Source organism: Mucilaginibacter gossypii, from assembly GCF_017569325.2.
In the GTDB taxonomy this organism is placed as follows: Bacteria; Bacteroidota; Bacteroidia; order Sphingobacteriales; family Sphingobacteriaceae; genus Mucilaginibacter; species Mucilaginibacter gossypii.
This window is the reverse complement of sequence record NZ_CP071878.2, coordinates 5285920-5305930: the sequence shown is the minus strand read 5'-3', so window position 1 is coordinate 5305930 and position 20011 is coordinate 5285920. Positions and strand designations below refer to the sequence as shown.

Below are 20011 nucleotides of genomic sequence, written 5' to 3'. Positions count from 1 at the left end.
AGCACTATTCTTCGGGTGTGTTGTTCATTTCCTGCCATTGCTTGCTAAATGATTTATCAGCTACATGCGGCATCTCGCGTAAATGGCCCCAATTACGTTTAAAGAAGGTTTTAAGCAGGAAGTTTTTCATGCCGCCGCCAAAAAAATCGGTAAGTTTGCGTTTAAGCATTCCTTTTTTCCAGATAGCCCAGCCCCAGCGTTCTTTATTGGTAACCAGGTTTTCGTTCACCGCATCGCGGCGGTTAAGGAGCAACATTTTATGGATGTCGATCTTAACCGGGCAAACCTCGGTACATTTACCACACAGGCTTGAAGCATAGCTCAGGTGTTTAAAATTTTCCATCCCCTGAGTATGCGGGGTAATAATAGAGCCTATCGGGCCACTGTAAGTGGTGGCATAAGTATGGCCTCCAATGTTTTTATAAATGGGGCAACCGTTAAGGCAAGCCCCGCAACGGATGCAGTAAAGGCCCTGGCGCTGGTCTTTTTTTGCCAGCAGGTTGGTGCGGCCATTATCCAGCAGTACTACGTACATTTCCTCAGGTCCGTCGGTTTCATCTGGCTTACGCGGACCGCTTAATATGGTATTGTAAACCGTAAGATTTTGGCCGGTACCGTGTGTTGACAGCATTGGCCAAAACAGGTCCAGATCGGTAATTGAAGGGATGATTTTTTCAATACCAACAATAGCAATATGTATTTTAGGAAATGTAGTGCAAAGGCGTGCGTTGCCTTCATTTTCGCTGATGGCGATGCTACCGGTATCCGCCAGTAGGAAATTAGCGCCGGTAATACCCACATCTGCCTGTACATATTTTTCGCGAAGCAACTCGCGTGCTTTCAGTGTAATCTGTTCGGGCGTGGCATCAATGGGGGTGCCAAATTTTTCGTGGAAAAGTTTCGCGATATCCTCCTTGCTGAGGTGCATAGCCGGGGTAACAATATGATATGGCTTTTGGCCCAACAGCTGCACTATATATTCACCCAGATCGGTTTCAAGCGATTCTATTTGATTGCCCTCCAAAAACTCGTTCAGGTGAATTTCTTCCGTAACCATCGATTTGGATTTCACCACAGTTTTGGCGTTGGCTTTTTTGATGATGTTCAGGATCTCACGCTGGGCCTCTTCTACGTCGTTAGCCCAAATCACCTTGCCGCCTCGTTTCTGAAAATTGGCCTCAAATTCGGGTAGGAACTTATCCAGGTTTTCCATCACCTTCCATTTAAGCACATGACCTTTCTTTTTGGCATTATCTAAATTGATAATGCGCGAAAGGCCCCGCGATACCGCTGTATTGTACCGGTCAATATTGAAGTTGATGATGCGACGGTGATCGGCATCAAAAGCCTTCTCCTCCGATTTTACCAAAAATTCTTCCGAGGTTGCTCCCATATATGCGAAAGTAGGATTTTTGTTTTATTTTTTGGGTGAGTGGTTGATTAAGTTGATTATGTGAGTGGTTGTTTTTGAACAGATAACATGTTAGAAAGTTTTAAAAGCTTCTCATTGCCGCGGGTTTAGCGCAGCGTAACCCGTGGTTCTAAATAATTGAAGCTTTCAGCTTCAGCGGTTAAGTTGAAAACTTAACCGATACAACCCACGGGTTACGCTGCGCTAAACCCGCGGCAGTTATTTATAAAACACAAAAGGCGCATATTGTGCGCCTTTTGTGTTTTATTTTAATGAGAGAACCACTCTCCCAATCAACCACTCACTATTTCCCTCCGGCAGCAGTTGCATCCACTACAGGGCGTTTATCGCGGTTGGCAAGTTCCCATCCGGTGTAAAATACCAGTTGAGCGCGTTTGGCGAGTAGCGGGAAATTGATTTTGCTTACTTCATCGCCTGGTTGATGATAATCGGCATGTACGCCATTAAAGTAAAATATGATTGGTACGCCATGTTTTGCAAAATTGTAATGATCGCTGCGGTAGTAAAACCTGTTCGGATCATTTGGATCGTCATACTTGTAATCAAGCTTTAACTTGGTGTAAGTGTTATTGGCATTCTCTCCAATTTCATGCAGTTCTTTGCTTAGCATGGCCGACCCGATGGGGTACACGTAATTTGCAGAATCGGGTTTGCCGATGTATTCTTCGCCAACGCGGCCAATCATATCAATGTTTAAATCGGTAATGGTATTAGCCAACGGGAATACAGGATGATCTGAATAATATTCAGAACCCAATAAACCTTTTTCTTCGCCAACGTTACCTAAAAACAGGATGCTGCGGCGTGGCCCGTGCCCGTCTTTTTTAGCTTTAGCAAAAGCGCGGGCAATTTCCAGAACGCCGGTAGTACCTGATCCATCATCATCTGCACCGTTGTTTACTTTATCTTTAGCCTTTTCGTCGGGGTTTAAACCGATGTGGTCATAATGTGCCGAAAAGACCAACACTTCATCTTTCAGGTCGGTACCCGGCATATAGCCTAACACATCAACCGCTTTTACATCTTTTTTAGTAGTTGCGTAGTTTATAACCACGTTGTTTTTAATATCTGTTGCAGGAGTAGTAGATGCTGCCGAAGCAGATTTAAGATCAGCATAAGTTTTGCCGGTTGGTTTTACCAATTCGTCAGCCAACGCTGCAGTGATGTTAAATGCAGGGGCATTGGTGTTTGCCGGTTTGCCTGCTTCGTCTTTAATGGTTAACCGCGGACTTGTTACGCTTTTTCCAAAACGGGCCAGTGCGGCGGCAATACCGGGGTTAGCAGCTAATATAATAGCCGGATTTTTGCTTTGTAAGTTTTTTACAACCTTCATACGCGCATTGCTCATGCGGTAGCTGGTGTTTGGTGTTGTGCCTGCTTCGGGCCTGTCTTCGTTGATCCAAAGTACAATTTTACCGGCAAGATCGATGTTGCCTATTTCGGTATCGGTACCATACCCAACAAAAACAATATCGTTGACTGATGTGCTTTTATCCGGGAATGCTCCTCCTAAATAAAAATCGGTACCATATTCAAACGATTTACCATTAACGGTGAATGCCGTTACTTTTAACGCATTTTCGGTAAGGGGAACATCAAAAAAGTACGATCCGTTAACAGGAGCCTGAAGCCCTAATTTTTTAAATTCGGCGGCTATATAGTTAGCGGCCTTTTCAGCGCCTGGTTTGCCAGTTTCGCGGCCTTCAAAGGCATCCGAAGCCAGGATGCTCAGGTGCTTTTTCGCATCTTCAGCAGTTATCAGCCCGGCATATTTCATTGCCGTGGCATTCTGCTGGGCGCAGGCTGTCGTTGCCGAAGCCAGCGCGATCAGCAATAGTGGTAATTTATTCATTCTTTTAGTTAATAGTTCTTTTTTTGAGGTTAAAGGTGAAAGGCAAAAGGCAGCTGCATTTTGTAAAACAAACGAAGAGATAAAAAAAACTTTAACCTTTCGCCTTTTCCCTTTAACCTAATTACATGCAGGCTATCTTTTCCACACGGTTGGCATGCCTGCCGCCTTCAAATTCAGTATTTAAAAATGTAGTTACTATAGCCTTCGCTTCTTCGGGGGTAACAAAGCGGGCAGGTACGCAAACTATGTTGGCATTGTTATGGCTACGGGCCAGTACTGCTATTTCTTCTTTCCAGCAAATAGCTGCGCGGATGTTCTGATGTTTATTGGCTGTTATAGCCACACCGTTTGCTGCGCCGCAGATCAGGATTCCGAGGTCGCATTCACCGCTTTCAACGGCATTGGCTACAGGGTGGGCAAAATCGGGATAATCAACCGATTCGGATGAATAGGTGCCGAAATCTTTTATTTCGACTGATGATAAAGCCTCTGTTAAAATTTGTTTGTATTCATATCCGGCGTGGTCCGAACCGATAGCGATTTTTAGTCCCTGTTTCATTTAACAAAAATATAACGTTTTACTACTTTTTAAAGGTAAATAATTTGTTATAAAGCGACCAGTGTGTGCCTGCTCAAAAATTGGATTAATCCAGTATAAAATATGCAGATTTCACCTATTTGCAATCCCGGGCAATAAAAACAGCAATATTAAAACCTGTTAGTTGCCTTTTTCGAAATCAAGCTCCTTTTTAATCTTACGTTTTTCAACAAGGCCTGCTACAACAATACTAACTTCATACAACACAAACAGGGGGATACTAACCACCGTCATGGTAAGCATATCAGGTGTAGGGGTAACTACGGCGGCTATGACCAGGATCACCACAATGGCATAACGACGGGTTTCTTTCATGAACTTAGGGGTCATGACACCCAGGTTGGCCAATATGTAAACGATGATTGGCAATTGAAAAACAACGCCTGTAGCCAAGGTAAGGGTAGCTACTGACGAAATATAAGAATCGATATCAAATAAATTTTGGATAACCGCACTTACTGTATAACTCGACAGGAAATTAATAGACATCGGCGTGATCACAAAGTACCCAAAAGTGATCCCTAAAAAGAAAAGCACACAGGCATAAAATACAAAGCCTGTTGCGGCTTTTCGCTCGGCGTCATGCAGGGCCGGCTTGATAAACCGCCAGATTTCCCATATCAGATATGGGACGCCCAATGTGATACCGATAATTAATGCCGAGTTGATTTGCAGGGTAAATTGGCCCGCCATTTCGGTATTAATGAGCTTGATGTTTACTTTGTCAATACAAAAACCATCACGGTGCAGGGCGGCGCCAATTTTGCAAAGCATCCGGTAAGTCCAGAAGGTTGATTTACTGGGGCCCATGATAATGGTATCAAAGATCCAGTCGTAGTAGTAAAAAACAACAGCGGTAAATATTACAATTGCTACCGAAGCTCTTACGAGGTGCCATCTCAAGGCTTCGAGGTGATCAAAGAAAGACATTTCTGCCTCTAACGTTTTACCTTTATCCTTTATGGCCTTGATGATCTTGTTCTCGCTCATTGTAATATATACCGCTGTATAAACGCTATCTTGCTAAGTACGTAGTATTTTATGAAGATAGTTTGAATTATATTTCAAATGTATCCATAAACTTGGTGGTAAAGTTACCAGCGCGGAAGTTAGGATCCTTCAATAATTTTAAATGGAATGGAATAGTAGTTTTAACGCCTTCTATCACAAATTCGCTCAATGCACGCTCCATAGTGCTTAAAGCTTCATCGCGGGTTTGGGCCACGCAAATTACCTTTGCAATCATCGAATCGTAGTTTGGCGGGATGACATAGCCTGTATACACGTGTGTATCAATACGTACACCATGACCACCTGGTGAGTGGAAATTGGTTATTTTACCCGGTGACGGACGGAAACCGTTAAACGGATCTTCGGCATTGATACGGCATTCAATGGCATGCATTGTTGGCTCGTAATTTTTACCTGAAATAGGGATTCCTGCAGCTACCTTAATTTGCTCTTTGATCAGGTCGAAGTTAATCACCTCTTCGGTAACCGGGTGCTCTACCTGGATGCGGGTGTTCATCTCCATAAAGTAGAAGTTGCGATCTTTATCAACCAAAAACTCTACAGTGCCGGCACCTTCATATTTAACAGCTTTGGCGCCTTTAATAGCTGCCTCACCCATTTTTTTACGGAGTTTTTCGGTCATGAAAGGGGAGGGTGATTCCTCAACCAGTTTCTGGTGACGACGCTGAATAGAGCAGTCACGTTCAGAAAGATGGCATACTTTGCCAAACTGATCGCCCACAACCTGAATTTCGATGTGGCGCGGGTCCTGAACATATTTTTCAAGGTATAAGCCATCGTTACCAAAGGCTGCACCTGATTCGGCACGGGCCGAGTCCCAGGCATTCTCAAACTCTTCGTCTTTCCAAACGATACGCATCCCGCGGCCGCCACCGCCGGCAGTTGCTTTTAATATAACAGGGTAACCTATTTTATTGGCGATAGCAATACCCGATTTTACATCGGCAAGCAGACCATCAGATCCGGGAACAATAGGCACACCGGCTTTTTTCATGGTATCTTTGGCCGAAGCTTTATCACCCATCTGGTTGATCTGCTCGGCAGTAGCACCGATAAATTTGATACCATACTCAGCGCAAATGGCCGAAAATTTAGCGTTTTCAGACAGGAAACCGTAACCCGGATGGATAGCATCGGCATTGGTTAACTCGGCAGCCGAAATGATATTAGGAATATTTAAATAAGAATCGCGGCTTGGCGGCGGACCGATACAAACAGCTTCGTCGGCAAAACGAACGTGAAGGCTGTCGCGATCTGCAGTTGAATATACAGCAACCGTTTTAATACCCATTTCCTTACAGGTGCGGATAATACGAAGGGCGATTTCGCCACGGTTAGCTATTAATATTTTTTTAAACATTGTTTTTCTTGAATGTGCAAATTACAGATGTGCAAATATGCAGATGAAAAATATTAATGAATGATTGAGGGGCAAATATGTAAATTATAAATGTGCAAACGAATTAAATATCATCTGCACATCTGTAATCTGCACATATGTGCATCAATTAAACTGGTTCTACTAAAAACAGTGGTTGATCGTACTCAACTGGTGAAGCGTTATCAACAAGTACTTTTACTATACGGCCTGAAACTTCAGATTCAATTTCATTGAACAGTTTCATAGCCTCAATGATACATACTACGCTACCTGGTTTAATCTCGTCGCCAACATTAACAAACAGGGGTTTATCCGGGCTTGATGAACGGTAAAAAGTACCGATCATTGGTGATTTTACGGTAATGTATTTCGACGTATCCGGAGCAGCAGGAGCAGCAGGCTCAACAGGCGCAGGAGCCGGTGCAGTTGGTAATGCCTGTGTAACAGGTTGCGTAACTGCCGGAATAGTGGCATGAACCACTGTAGGTTGCACCTCGTTGGTTTTTATTGTGATCTTAAAATCTTTTTGCTCGATTGATACTTCGTTCACGCCCGATTTGGAAACAAAGCGAATAAGGTCCTGAATTTGTTTAATATCCATGTTGAAGGATTAATTGGTTTTGGACAAAGTTTATATCTAAGTTATAGTCAAATGTGCAGATATGCAAATGCGCAGATATGCAAGTTATGTGTTGATTAATTAGTGAGCGGATACCATAAGTAGCCTGTTAGTTACGTTGTTCATAAGCAGATAACATGCACTTTTTACGGATGTTTTAATTTTTTGATATATCAAATATGCTTTTTAATAGAAATTTGCACATCTGCACATCTGAAATTTGAACATCTATAATCTGTACATCAATAAGCCCATTTTAAATAAACTGAACCCCAGGTAAAGCCACCGCCAAAAGCTGCTAAAATAAGGTTATCCCCTTTTTTAAACTTGCTTTCCCATTCCCACAGGCAAAGCGGGATGGTGCCGTTGGTGGTATTGCCATAGCGCTCGATGTTAATGATCACTTTATCTGAACTTATACCTGTACGGTTTGCAGTAGCATCAATAATACGCTTGTTGGCCTGGTGTGGTACCAGCCAGGCAATATCATCACCGGTAAGGTGGTTGCGTTCCATTACCTCGTGCGCAACATCGGCCATATTGGTTACTGCAAATTTAAATACGGCCTGGCCTTCCTGGTAGGCGAAGTGTTCTTTAGCGTCAACCGTTTCGTGGCTTGCCGGTTTCAATGAGCCGCCGGCTTTCAGGTTTAAATACTGTGCACCCGAACCATCGCTCTTTAAAATAGAATCGATGATACCGTTACCCTCTTCGTTTGGCTCAAGTAATACAGCACCGCAGCCATCGCCAAAAATAATACAGGTAGCACGGTCTTCATAATTAACAATAGCCGACATTTTATCGCCGCCTACTACCAATACTTTTTTGTGCTTACCGCTTTCAATAAATTGTGCGCCTGATGTTAAACCGTATAGGAAGCCTGAACAGGCTGCCTGCAAATCAAATCCCCATGCGTTTTTAGCACCAATTTTATGCGCTAAAAGGTTTGCTGTAGCCGGGAAGATCATATCGGGGGTAGTAGTACAAAAGATGATAAGATCGATCTCCTCGGCACCGATGCCGCGTTTTCTGAGCAGCTCGGTAACGGCAGGGACCGCCATATCAGATGTAGCAAGGCCTTCGCCTTTTAATATGCGCCGCTCTTTGATACCGGTACGGCTGGTTATCCATTCGTCATTTGTATCAACCATTGTTTCCAGTTCCTGGTTGGTTAATACATAGTCGGGAACGTAACCATGTACTGCGGTAATAGCGGCATGAACTTTACTCATCTTTATAAAATTACTGGAATGCTTGTTTTATTTTATCAACGAGGTTACTCTCTACCATGTTCTTTGATAAAAGGACCATGTTTTTTATTGCCTCGGGGCTCGAGATGCCGTGACCAACAACAACGGGGGCATTTACACCCAGTATAGGGCTGCCACCGTATTGTTCATAATTAAACCTGTCAAAAAACTCGTCCTTTAGCTGTTTCTTCCGCGTTATAATATAGAACGATTCGGCAAGCTTTAATATTACATTGCCGGTAAAACCGTCGCATACATAAACGTCGGCGCTTTCACTGAAAAGATCGCGTCCTTCAACATTACCTACAAAGTTAAACAACGTTGTAGCTTTCATTAATGGGTAGGTGGCCTGGCTAAGGATATTACCTTTTTCTTCCTCTTCGCCAATATTTATGAGCGCAACCCGTGGATTGGCTATATCATAAACGGTTTGGGCAAACAAGCTGCCGAGCACGCCGAACTGAACAAGCACATCGGGCTTACAATCGGCATTGGCACCTACATCCAACAAAATACCCAAACCGCCTTTAAGTTTGGGTACAATAGTAGTCATTGCCGGGCGTACAACACCCGGAATAGTTTTTACGCTGAACATGGCACCAACAAGCATGGCGCCGGTATTGCCAGCCGATGAGAAGGCCTGAATTTCGCCGCTTTTTAACAGTTGGAACCCAACTGATATGCTCGAATCAGGCTTCTGAACAATAGCTTTGGTGGGGTGCTCACCCATACCAATAACTTCGGTTGTATGTACAAACTCGAAGTTATCAGGGCTTACACCATTTTCCTGAAGAATACTTACTGTAACTTCCTTATCGCCAATAAGCACCAGTTTCTGGTCGGCAGATAAAGTTTTATACGCTTCGATAGCTCCTAAAACAGCTGCTTTGGGAGCGTAATCACCGCCCATAATATCTAAGCCAATCTTCATTTTCAGAAAATTAAACTTATGCTACTGCTGCTTTCTCAATAAGAACTTTACCGTTGTAGTAAACATTACCATCAACAGTATATGCCCTGTGCGGCAAATGCACAGCGCCTGTAGTTTGGCAGGTAGTTAAAGTTGGAGCTTCCGCTTTGTAATGCGTTCTGCGTTTATCTCTCCTTGATTTCGAAAATTTCCGCTTTGGATGTGGCATAATATCCTAATATTAATTATTTATTCATTTTCCTGAGCGCATCCCACCGTGGGTCTGTTTGCTCACTTTGTTCACCATTTGCCGAAAAGCTATTTAGTTTTTCAAGCATTTCTTTATCACAATAAGGGGTTTCACCCTCGTTGTCGCAAACCGATGTAAACGGCACTGCAACGTTAATGTATTCATAAATCAGCCCGGCTACATCAATCTCATGATCGTTTTTGCCAAGGGTAATGATCTCCTCGTCTTCATCTATCAATTCATCGCTGAACTTAGCTAGTTGCTGTTCAGTAATATCAACCTGCTGCGGCAGTTGCGATAAACACCTGTCGCAGGTGGTATCAATTGTGCCGTCTATCTTAAAATTCAGGATCAGCATAGTTTCCTGCTTATCCAGTTCAACCTCGCAGTGCAGGGTTGCTTTTTTTACGAGCGAATATTCAAACTCATCAAAAAAGTCATCCTGTATGTCATACTCAAACTGGTGTTTTCCAAGTTTAAGCCCCGTAAAGGGAATCGAATATTTTTTAAGCGATTTCAATGAGCAACAATTAGCCCGCAAATGTAGAGAAAAATACCATAACTGGAAAGTGTTTTTTTATTTTGCCCCTTTGAAGAGGCGAAAGGCGCCAGGTTAAAGGTAAAAGGTTATGTTACAGCGATTTTTATGTGCGCAAAAATCGCTGTAACATTGTTAAAAATCAATTTGCTAAGCTGTCGCCTTTCATCTTTGAGGCCAGTTGCAATGCTTTGTAAGCATTTACAATGCCCCCGGTTTTGGATAGCGTTGTAAAATCAACCTTTTCGGTTTTGCTGCCGGGTTTTAATACCATGGTGCCCCTTAGCGGTGTTGCCGAGCCTAAAATAGCTTCCTTTACCTGCTTAGCGCTCAGGCTTGGATAGTATTCTAATATCAAAGCCGCAATGCCTGCCGTTATTGGCGACGAAAAGCTGGTGCCGTCTTCTGTATCAACCTCAGCATCGGTAGTAATGGAGGTAACTTTTACCCCTGGCGCAAAAATATCCACGCTTTTTTTGCCATAATTTGAAAAATCGCCGGCAAGATTCTGCCCTAACTTAGGCCCCGAAGCTCCAACACTGATCACATTATCGGCATCGGTCGACGAGCCATCTAAGAAAGTATCATTTGGAAATTCGGGCTGAAGATCCGTGTCCTGGTTATCGTTACCGGCAGCCATCACTAATAAAACATCCTTTGAGGCAGCATATTTGAAAGCTGCATCTACCCATTCCTTATGCGGCGAGATCTTTTTTCCGAAACTCATGTTAACCACCCTGGCGCCGTTATCAACCGCGTAGCGTATAGCATTGGCTACGTCTTTATCATATTCATCGCCATTAGGGATGGCCTTAATGATCATCAGTTTTACATTATCGGCCACACCATTGATACCATAATTGTTGTTACGCACCGCGCCAATGAGCCCGGCCACACCGGTGCCATGTGCCGCATCGGCAAATTTTACCAGGTTATTGCCATATGGTTTGCCATCCATAGTATCAGGGTCATCCCCCACAACGCGCTTACGCGAAGTAAGATCAGGCGATACATCGTTGTTGAGCTTTGCAAGATATTCGCTCAGGTCTTTAATGATTTTAGCGTTGGTAGAACCGGCTCCCTCCTGCGAAAATACCGATTCCCAAACATATTTGCTTTGGCTTAGGGTGTCATTAGTGGCTTTAACCTTAACAAGGTCGGCCTGGGTAAAAGTGCCGTTTGCCGGTAAGTTCAGACCGCGCTTAATATACCCGCTGGTAACCATCAACGCGTTCATTACCGGCGAAAGCTGGCCGATTTCGGTATTGGCCTTGTTTACTGTTGAATCATAAACCGTTTTAACACGCAGCCAGTAAGCATATCCTTTTTTATTGGTAGCAGTCGAATCCGTAACCGAGGCATATTTACCTTTTAATTTATTGTATTCACGTACCTCTTCTGTGGTTTCGGTAAAGTCGGCTTTGCCGCCGGGGCCGCCTAAAAAGTTCCATCCGTGTATATCGTCAACGTAGCTGTTATGGTCGTCATCAATGCCGTTTCCCGGAATTTCTTTTTTATTTATCCATAGCACTGTTTTAAGATCCGTTTGTGAGGTATCGGCACCACTGTCAATAGTTGCAACAACAACCGGCTTGCTTTTTTTGCCTTGCACAAACATATAAGCCTGCTTTAAGCTGATGCCGTAAAAGCCGCTCTCCTTTAAATCAAGCAGATGCCAGGCTTTTGGCGGGGCAGGATCGGTAACAGGGGCCTGTTGTGCCGATGCCGGTAAATTAACTAATAATGCTGCTGATAAAGTGGTTGCGCTTAAGTACTTGCAAAATTTGAACATGAACAGTGTTTAATATGATGTCTTTATTTAAAGACTAATGAATCGTTTTAGTTTCTATATAATCTTACCAGGCTTTTTACGTGCCGGCTTTCATTTAGGTTAATTTTTATTTTCCGGGGCGTTGCCTTCGGCCGGGCTATCCGCTCATACGCCTGCAGGCCTTACGCTCGTGGCCGGTATCCGCTACTATCCCTAACACTGTCTGAACTGGGATTTGGGTGGATTATGGGGATGGACAGGATTTTTTCTTGTGTCCTACTTATAAAATAGGAACAGCAATCCCATAAATCCTAAAAACTCCTCCAAATCCTGGTTCAGAAACTACAAATCAAACTTTATCCCCTGGGCTAAAGGCAGCGTTTTTGAATAGTTTATAGTATTGGTTTGTCGCCTCATATAAACTTTCCATGCATCCGAACCTGATTCTCTGCCGCCGCCGGTTTCCTTTTCGCCACCGAAAGCGCCGCCTATTTCGGCGCCCGATGTACCGATGTTAACATTGGCAATTCCGCAATCAGAACCTGCGTAGGATAAAAATTGTTCTGCCTCGCGCAAATTATTGGTCATAATAGCCGATGACAGTCCTTGCGGAACACCATTTTGCAGGTCGATGGCCTCCTCAATAGTGCTGTATTTAATGAGGTAAAGGATAGGGGCAAAGGTTTCATGCTGCACTATCTTAAAGTGATTTTTAACTTCGGCAATGCACGGTTTAACATAGCAACCAGATTCATAACCTGCGCCTTCCAGCTTGCCGCCTTCAACTACAAAGTTGCCGCCTTCGGCTTTGCATTTTTCAATCGACTCAAGATACAAGGCAACAGCATCGGCGTCAATCAACGGCCCCATATGGTTGTGCTCATTCAATGGGTTTCCAATCCTGATTTGTTTGTAGGCGCTAACTAATTTTTGTTTAAAGGCATCGTAAACGCTTTCGTGAATAATAAGCCTGCGGGTACTGGTACAACGCTGGCCGGCAGTACCCACTGCACCAAACACCGCGCCGATGAGCGACATGTCCAAATCGGCATTTTCGCTGATGATAATTGAATTGTTACCGCCAAGCTCCAGCAGGCTTTTGCCCAACCTTGCACCAACCGCGGCGCTCACCGCTTTACCCATACGGGTTGAACCTGTGGCTGAAATTAAGGGAACACGCGTATCAGCAGCCATGAGCTCACCAATGTTGCGGTCGCCGATAACCAGGCATGAAACGCCTTCTTCAATGTTATTCTTTTTAAAAACCTCCTGTGCTATATGCTGGCAGGCAATAGCTGTTAAAGGCGTTTTTTCGGATGGTTTCCAGATGCATACATCGCCGCACACCCAGGCCAGCAGGGAGTTCCAGCTCCAAACTGCAACAGGAAAGTTAAATGCCGAAATAATACCCACTATACCCAGCGGGTGGTATTGCTCATACATGCGGTGCTCTGGTCTTTCGCTGTGCATGGTTAAGCCATATAATTGGCGGCTTAAGCCAACTGCAAAATCGGCAATATCTATCATTTCCTGCACCTCGCCCAGGCCTTCCTGCAGGCTTTTGCCCATTTCGTAGGATACCAGGGTGCCCAGGTCATGCTTGGCTGCGCGTAAAGCCTCACCAATCTGGCGCACTATTTCGCCCCGTTTAGGTGCCGGGGTTTTACGCCAGGTTTTAAATGCCTTGGCGGCCTGCTTAATCGTCTGGTTATAATCTGCTTCGGTTGCCAGCCTTACTGATGCTATTTTTTTGCCATCGACCGGCGATGTTATATTTTTTACTGCAGCACCGTTGCTGCTGCCCCAGGTACTGCCTGTACTAAAGGCGTCATTAATATCGTTTATATGTAAACGTTTTAGGATATCTGAAATATTAGGCTCCATAATTGTTACTTTTGCCAAAGGTAGAAATCTTTAGGGCAATTTTTCAGAATCACTCATCGCTTGCCTGTTGTATCCATTGTCATTAATTATCAATGCTTTGTATTGAACAGTTGTTAAGAATGTTTGAATGTTGAAAACTAAATTGCATTTTGGATGCTTACTTATTGTAATTTGAACTCAATAAGTCTTTACAAGGCAATTTGTCAACCTAAAGCGGATGTTCTGCAAACAAAATTGAATGGAAGAAGAATTTGAATTTGGTTTTACCGAAGACCCAAAATTCTCGGTAGAACGGTACGAGGAAATGATCAGAAATCAGGACTTGTACTTTTTTGATGCCCAGGCGTTTGAGAACATTATCGACTACTACATCGAAAAAAATGATCCGGCCAGGGCATTACAGGTAGCAGAGTACGCGAGAAGCCAGCACCCTTTTGCGGCAATTTTCCTGATTAAACAGGCCCAACTGCTTGTGGTAAGCAACAAGGTTCCGGAGGCTTTTGCCGCTTTGGACCAAGCTGCTATGCTCGAAGCATCTGACGCGGATATCTATATCATCCGTGGTAATCTGTACGAAAGCCTGGAGCGTTACTCCGAGGCGCTGGAAAATTACGAAAAAGCGCTTGACCTTGCCGAAGAGACCGACGAGATCCTGCTGCACATAGCTTACGTTTATCAAAACATGGGCGATTATGATACTGCTATAACCTATCTTAAGCTTTGCCTTAAGCAAAATATGGAAAACCAGGATGCCCTTTACGAGCTGGCTTTTTGCTACGACGTAATGGACAACCAGCAGGAAAGCGTACAGTTTTATCAGCAATATATCGATAACGAACCGTACAGCTACGCGGCCTGGTATAACTTGGGCAACGCTTATACCAAGCTGAGTCTGTTTGAAAAAGCCATCGATGCTTATGACTATGCTATATTAATTAAGGACAGCTTTGCTTCGGCCTATTTTAACAAAGGCAACGCACTGGTTAACCTTGAAAAATATGCAGAAGCTATAGAAGTATACCGTCATACTTTTGAGTATGAACAGCCTAATGCCGATACGTATTGTGCCATTGGCGAATGCTACGAAAAGCTGGAGCAAATGGACGACGCCCGGGCTTTCTACAAAAAATCGGTTAAAATGGATCCAAAGCTGGCCGATGCCTGGTTTGGGATAGGTGTAACCCTTGATTTTGAGGAGCGCTATTTTGAGGCCCTGCACTTTTATAAAAAAGCGCTTGACCTTGACATCGCCAATGCCGATTACTGGTTTGCTATTGCCGATGCCGAATATAAGCTCGGGCATTTGGATGAAGCAGAAAAGGCTTACGAAAAGGTGGTTGAGCTAAATCCGCTTGATATTGATGCCTGGCTTGATTATTCGTCGATACTTTACGAGCAGCAAAAGCTTAATGAAGCTATTGAAATTATAGCCCAGGCTATCAAAAATAACCCCGAAGCGGCCGAGCTTTACTATCGTATGGTTGCCTACCTGTTTGCCAAAGGCGAATACAATGAAGCCCTTAACAACCTGGAGTATGCTTTAGCAGCCGATCCGGAAAAACATTACATCCTGTTTGATTACCTGCCGCAATTGCAAAAGAATAAAGTGATTGTGGATATTATCAACAGATATACTAAGTAGGGAGAATGGTTGATTGAGTTGATTAGGTGAATGGTTCTATCTGTTAATAAGGTAAAGCATGAAAAGACGCATAGAATATGTGTCTTTTCGTGCTTTAAGATAAACGCGCGGCCGCAAGATGACGGCATATCAACCCACTCACTACCAACAATGAATTTACCATGAGCTTTAAAATCATTTAACATTTGAAATTTGCACATCTGCATATTTGTTGCGACCTTTGCCTCGTTAGAACTTTTAGTTATAGGCTATAACAAATACTTACAATGAACTACACTATTAATCATCTTCCTGATCGTACAACTAAACCCCGCGATAAAGGCATTACCATGGTTATGGACAAAGGCCTTAGCTTGCGCCAGGTTGAAGATTTTATTGAAGTTGGCGGGCCGTATACCGATATTGTAAAGCTGGGTTGGGCTACATCATATGTAACCCCTAATCTTGAACAAAAGCTAAAGCTCTACCGGGAGGCCGGCATCCCTGTTTATTTTGGGGGCACCCTGTTTGAGGCCTTTATTGTACGTAACCAGTTTGACGATTACCGCCGTTTATTGGATAAGTACCAGCTGGAACATTGCGAAGTATCCGATGGTTCGATCACTATTGAGCATGATGTAAAATGTAACTATATCAGCGAGCTGGCCAAACAAGTTACGGTAATATCCGAAGTTGGCTCAAAAGATGTTCAAAAGATTTTTGCTCCTTATAAATGGATCAAATTGATGAATGCCGAAATTGAGGCCGGCTCATGGAAGGTGATAGCCGAAGCTCGTGAAAGCGGTAACGTTGGTATCTATCGTGATTCGGGAGAGGTACGCCAGGGGTTGATTGATGAGATCCTAACCCAGATCCCCGAAGGGACAATTATATGGGAAGCGCCTCAAAAAGCACAGCAGGTTTGGTTCATTAAATTGATAGGTGCAAATGTTAGCTTGGGTAATATCGCCCCAACGGATATCATCCCGCTTGAAACCCTAAGGTTAGGTATCCGCAGCGATACTTTCGACCATTTTTTAGAGATGTAATTGTTGACTGATCTTAATATAACAATTAACCCAGCCTCCGGAGCAATCCGGAGGCTTTTTGTTTTAGAAAGCAAGAGTCAACCTTACACACATGCAACCTCACAAGACTGGCGCCGGCAGGCTAAAACACAGTGACTGAGCATTGTTAAAACTATATGCCTTTTTCAAAAAAAATACATCAATTCTTAATTATCAACACTGCAAGTATTTAAAAATCAATTAATTTATCTTGCATAAGAACAAGGGATGCATGTTATTCCAGGCATGTGGAAAACTCCGGCTATTATGCTGTTCAGCATACTAATAGATTTGATTTAAAACCCCTGAACCTTTTTAACGTTGCACGTACTCAGTTAATTTTATCATAATCTGTAAAAGCTATGGCTAAAAACATTACCAGGAAGGCGCCCGCAGCAAGTGGGGAAAAGGGGCTCAAAGCCGAACGCTATTTCACCAAAGAAGGTACCAGTGTTTACGACCTGTTTAAATATGAAAAGCGATCGTCGGTGATCCGCAACCCCTCAGGCGATGCTGTATTTGAAATGAACGATGTTGAGGTACCGGCGGGCTGGTCGCAGGTGGCTACTGATATCCTGGCTCAAAAATATTTCCGTAAGGCAGGCGTACCTCAACCCGACGGCTCAACCGGATCTGAAAAAAGCATTAAACAAGTTGCCCACCGTATGGCCAACTGCTGGAAGGATTGGAGCATGCGATATGGTTATTTTGCTTCGTCAAAAGATGCTGAGATTTTTTATGATGAAATAGTTTATACTATTATTGGGCAACTGGCTGCTCCAAACTCGCCGCAATGGTTCAATACCGGCTTGCATACTTCATACGGCATTACCGGCAAACCACAGGGGCACTATTATGTCGACCCGGTAACAGAACAGTTGAGCAAGTCAACTTCAGCTTATGAGCGCCCGCAGCCGCACGCCTGCTTCATCCTTTCTGTTGATGACGATTTGGTGAACGAGGGCGGCATCATGGACCTTTGGGTTCGTGAGGCCCGTATTTTCAAATACGGATCGGGCGTAGGTACAAACTTTTCTAAGATCCGCGGTGAGAGTGAAAAACTATCGGGCGGTGGTTATTCATCAGGCCTGATGTCATTCCTGAAAATAGGCGACAGGGCAGCGGGAGCTATCAAATCGGGCGGGACAACCCGCAGGGCAGCCAAAATGGTTTGCCTTGACCTGGATCACCCCGAAATTGAGGGTTTTGTGAACTGGAAAGTGGAAGAAGAAAAGAAAGTAGCAGCCCTGATAGCCGCAGGTTATTCGTCTGATTATGAAGGCGAGGCCTACCGCACGGTATCGGGTCAAAACTCCAATAACTCGGTACGCATTCCCAATAGCTTTTTCACAGCACTTAAAACCGGCTCGGCCTGGAATTTAACCAGCCGGATGAGCGGCAAAACCGTTAAATCCATATCCTCGCAAAAACTGTGGGACGATATCGCTTTTGCTGCCTGGGCCTGTGCCGATCCCGGTGTTCAGTTTGATAGCACCATCAATGAGTGGCATACATGCCCCGAAGGCGGCAGGATCAATGCATCTAACCCCTGCTCGGAGTATATGTTTTTGGATAATACGGCCTGTAACCTGGCATCCATCAACCTTGCTCATTTCTTTAATCCGCAAACACGTGTATTTGATGTAAAAGGTTTTGAACATGCCTGCCGCATGTGGACCATTGTACTGGAAATTTCCGTATTGATGGCTCAATTCCCATCAAAAGAAGTAGCACAATTATCCTATGATTACCGCACGCTTGGCCTTGGTTATGCCAACCTGGGTTCGGCCCTGATGGTGAACGGCATACCTTATGATAGTGACGAAGCGCGTGCTATTGGCGGCGCCATCACCGCCATCATGACCGGCACTGCGTATGCAACTTCAGCCGAAATGGCCCGTGAGCTGGGTGCTTTCAGCCGTTATAATGATAATAAGGAGCACATGATGCGGGTGATGCGCAACCATCGATATGCTGCGTATAACTCTACCGAAAACTACGAGGGACTGGAAATTACCCCTCCGGGTATTAACCCAAAGCATTGCCCCGATTACCTGCTTTCAGCTGCCTGCAATGCCTGGGACAAGGCTGTTGAAATGGGCGAAAAATATGGCTACCGCAACGCCCAAACCACTGTTATAGCTCCGACGGGAACTATCGGTTTGGTGATGGATTGTGATACTACGGGTATCGAGCCGGATTTTGCACTGGTGAAATTTAAGAAGCTATCGGGCGGCGGTTACTTCAAGATCATTAACCAGGCCGTACCGGAGGCTTTGCGCAATTTAGGTTACCAGGAACATGAAGTTACCGCCATTGTTAATTATGCCAAAGGTGCAGCGACCCTAAAAGGTGCTCCGCATATCAATATAGATACGCTTAAAGCCAAAGGTTTTAATGATGATGAACTGGAAAAGCTGGACAAAGGCCTGGTATCTGCCTTTGAGATCAGTTTTGCTTTCAATATCTGGTCGCTGGGCGAAGAATGTTTGAAACGTTTGGGCATCACGGCCGAGCAGTATAATGCGCCCGATTTTAATGTGCTGCGCGCACTTGGTTTCAGCAAAAAACAAATTGCAGAAGCTAATGAGTATATCTGCGGTACTATGACCATCGAGGGAGCGCCGTACCTGAAACAACATCACTATCCTATTTTTGATTGCGCCAACAAATGCGGCGCAAAAGGCCAGCGCTATATCCATGCCCATGGGCACATCAAAATGATGGCAGCAGCGCAGCCGTTTCTTTCAGGTGCCATTTCAAAAACCATCAACCTGCCAAACGAAGCCAAAGTTGATGAGATCAAAGATTGCTACGAGCTTTCGTGGAAGTTGGGCTTGAAAGCCAACGCACTTTATCGTGATGGCTGTAAGCTATCCCAACCGCTCTCAACCAAATCAGATGTTAAGGAAGAAGCTGATGACAAGCTGGATACAATTGAAGAAGTATTAGGCGAAGCTGCTAACGTAAAACTGAGCGATCTGACACCCGAGCAGGTTATTGAAGCAGCCATGGCCATCATGGAGAAATCAAAGGATACAAATTTTATGCGCCAGCTTTCGCGCGTGGTGCAAAAGAAACACCTGCCGTACAAACGCCGCGGCTTTACGCAAAAGGCCAGTATTGACGGGCAAACCGTATTTGTACGTACCGGGGAATATGAGGACGGTACCCTGGGCGAGATTTTTGTAGATATGCATAAAGAAGGTGCAACCTTCCGCTCATTGATGAACTGTTTTGCCATCGCGGTTTCTATCGGCCTGCAATATGGTGTACCGCTGGAAGAATACGTAGAAAAATTTACCTTCACCCGTTTTGAACCGGCGGGAATGGTGGTAGGGCATACCAATATTAAAAGTGCAACCTCCATTATCGATTATATTTTCAGGATGCTGGGCTATGAATACCAGGACCGCACCGACCTGGTACACATCATAACCGATAAAAATGGCATATTGGGAAACCCGCAAATGGGTGATGAGGATTTTAATGCCGATGAAACCAATGTGTACCAGCCATCTACGCTATCTTCAGATAATTCTATTAATGCTCAAAGAAAAGGCTTATCTTTCGATGTTAGTATGGGTGTACAAAGTGATGCGCCAAGCTGTAACGTTTGCGGGCATACCACGATTCGTTCAGGTACCTGTTATAAATGCTTAAACTGCGGCAACTCAATGGGATGCTCGTAATCAATACGGATTTTTTCAAATCAATTATAAATAGTTAATTATGTTTGGCCCCGCTCACCAGGCGGGGCTTATTTATTACCAGGGTCAAAATTAATGCAGCAGTAATAGTAATTG

At 44.2% G+C, this 20011-nt stretch carries 15 protein-coding genes; 3 read left to right on the top strand and 12 right to left on the bottom strand.

The genetic code is table 11. The features are described from left to right. Positions 1-4 precede the first annotated feature (4 nt). From J3L18_RS22305 to amaB, 12 genes are all read right to left on the bottom strand, one after another. A complete protein-coding gene (locus J3L18_RS22305; RefSeq protein WP_129567825.1) occupies positions 5-1393 on the bottom strand; it encodes a LutB/LldF family L-lactate oxidation iron-sulfur protein in 1389 nt (462 codons plus the stop codon). Positions 1394-1715: 322 nt separating this feature from the next. Then, on the bottom strand, positions 1716-3284 hold the full coding sequence (locus tag J3L18_RS22300; RefSeq protein ID WP_189549039.1) for a M28 family peptidase: 1569 nt from the start codon (positions 3282-3284) through the stop codon (positions 1716-1718). A 121-nt stretch (positions 3285-3405) separates the two neighbouring features. Then, positions 3406-3843, bottom strand: a complete 438-nt coding sequence (gene rpiB / locus J3L18_RS22295) for a ribose 5-phosphate isomerase B (RefSeq protein WP_129567824.1) — start codon at positions 3841-3843, stop codon at positions 3406-3408. A 159-nt stretch (positions 3844-4002) separates the two neighbouring features. Beyond that, positions 4003-4872, bottom strand: coding sequence for a twin-arginine translocase subunit TatC (gene tatC / locus J3L18_RS22290; RefSeq protein ID WP_129567823.1), 870 nt, complete (start codon positions 4870-4872; stop codon positions 4003-4005). Positions 4873-4939: 67 nt separating this feature from the next. Continuing rightward, on the bottom strand, positions 4940-6274 hold the full coding sequence (gene accC / locus J3L18_RS22285) for an acetyl-CoA carboxylase biotin carboxylase subunit (protein ID WP_129567822.1): 1335 nt from the start codon (positions 6272-6274) through the stop codon (positions 4940-4942). A gap of 148 nt (positions 6275-6422) precedes the next feature. Next, positions 6423-6896, bottom strand: a complete 474-nt coding sequence (accB, locus tag J3L18_RS22280; RefSeq protein WP_091173011.1) for an acetyl-CoA carboxylase biotin carboxyl carrier protein — start codon at positions 6894-6896, stop codon at positions 6423-6425. A 260-nt stretch (positions 6897-7156) separates the two neighbouring features. Continuing rightward, positions 7157-8146, bottom strand: a complete 990-nt coding sequence (locus J3L18_RS22275) for a beta-ketoacyl-ACP synthase III (RefSeq protein WP_091173008.1) — start codon at positions 8144-8146, stop codon at positions 7157-7159. 10 nt (positions 8147-8156) lie between these two features. Then, positions 8157-9095, bottom strand: coding sequence for a phosphate acyltransferase PlsX (gene plsX, locus J3L18_RS22270; RefSeq protein ID WP_129567821.1), 939 nt, complete (start codon positions 9093-9095; stop codon positions 8157-8159). Between the two features lie 16 nt (positions 9096-9111). Then, on the bottom strand, positions 9112-9303 hold the full coding sequence (gene rpmF, locus J3L18_RS22265) for a 50S ribosomal protein L32 (protein WP_090534782.1): 192 nt from the start codon (positions 9301-9303) through the stop codon (positions 9112-9114). A 16-nt stretch (positions 9304-9319) separates the two neighbouring features. Continuing rightward, the gene (locus J3L18_RS22260) at positions 9320-9844 is read right to left on the bottom strand and encodes a YceD family protein (protein WP_129567820.1); all 525 of its coding nucleotides are present in this window, start codon (positions 9842-9844) and stop codon (positions 9320-9322) included. A 160-nt stretch (positions 9845-10004) separates the two neighbouring features. After that, entirely contained in the window at positions 10005-11654 is a 1650-nt protein-coding gene (locus J3L18_RS22255; protein WP_129567819.1) for a S8 family serine peptidase, read from the bottom strand. A 321-nt stretch (positions 11655-11975) separates the two neighbouring features. Continuing rightward, complete coding sequence (gene amaB, locus J3L18_RS22250) at positions 11976-13517, bottom strand: L-piperidine-6-carboxylate dehydrogenase (RefSeq protein WP_129567818.1); 1542 nt, start codon at positions 13515-13517, stop codon at positions 11976-11978. 238 nt (positions 13518-13755) lie between these two features. On the opposite strand from amaB, the gene J3L18_RS22245 reads away from it, so the two are divergent. The 3 genes from J3L18_RS22245 (at position 13756) to J3L18_RS22235 (ending at position 19897) form a co-directional block, all read left to right on the top strand. Then, positions 13756-15159 (top strand): tetratricopeptide repeat protein, encoded by a 1404-nt coding sequence (locus J3L18_RS22245; protein ID WP_091172989.1) that lies wholly within the window; start codon positions 13756-13758, stop codon positions 15157-15159. A 266-nt stretch (positions 15160-15425) separates the two neighbouring features. After that, positions 15426-16187, top strand: a complete 762-nt coding sequence (locus J3L18_RS22240; protein WP_090534791.1) for a phosphosulfolactate synthase — start codon at positions 15426-15428, stop codon at positions 16185-16187. 380 nt (positions 16188-16567) lie between these two features. Beyond that, entirely contained in the window at positions 16568-19897 is a 3330-nt protein-coding gene (locus J3L18_RS22235) for a vitamin B12-dependent ribonucleotide reductase (RefSeq protein WP_129567817.1), read from the top strand. The last annotated feature ends 114 nt before the right edge of the window (positions 19898-20011 follow it).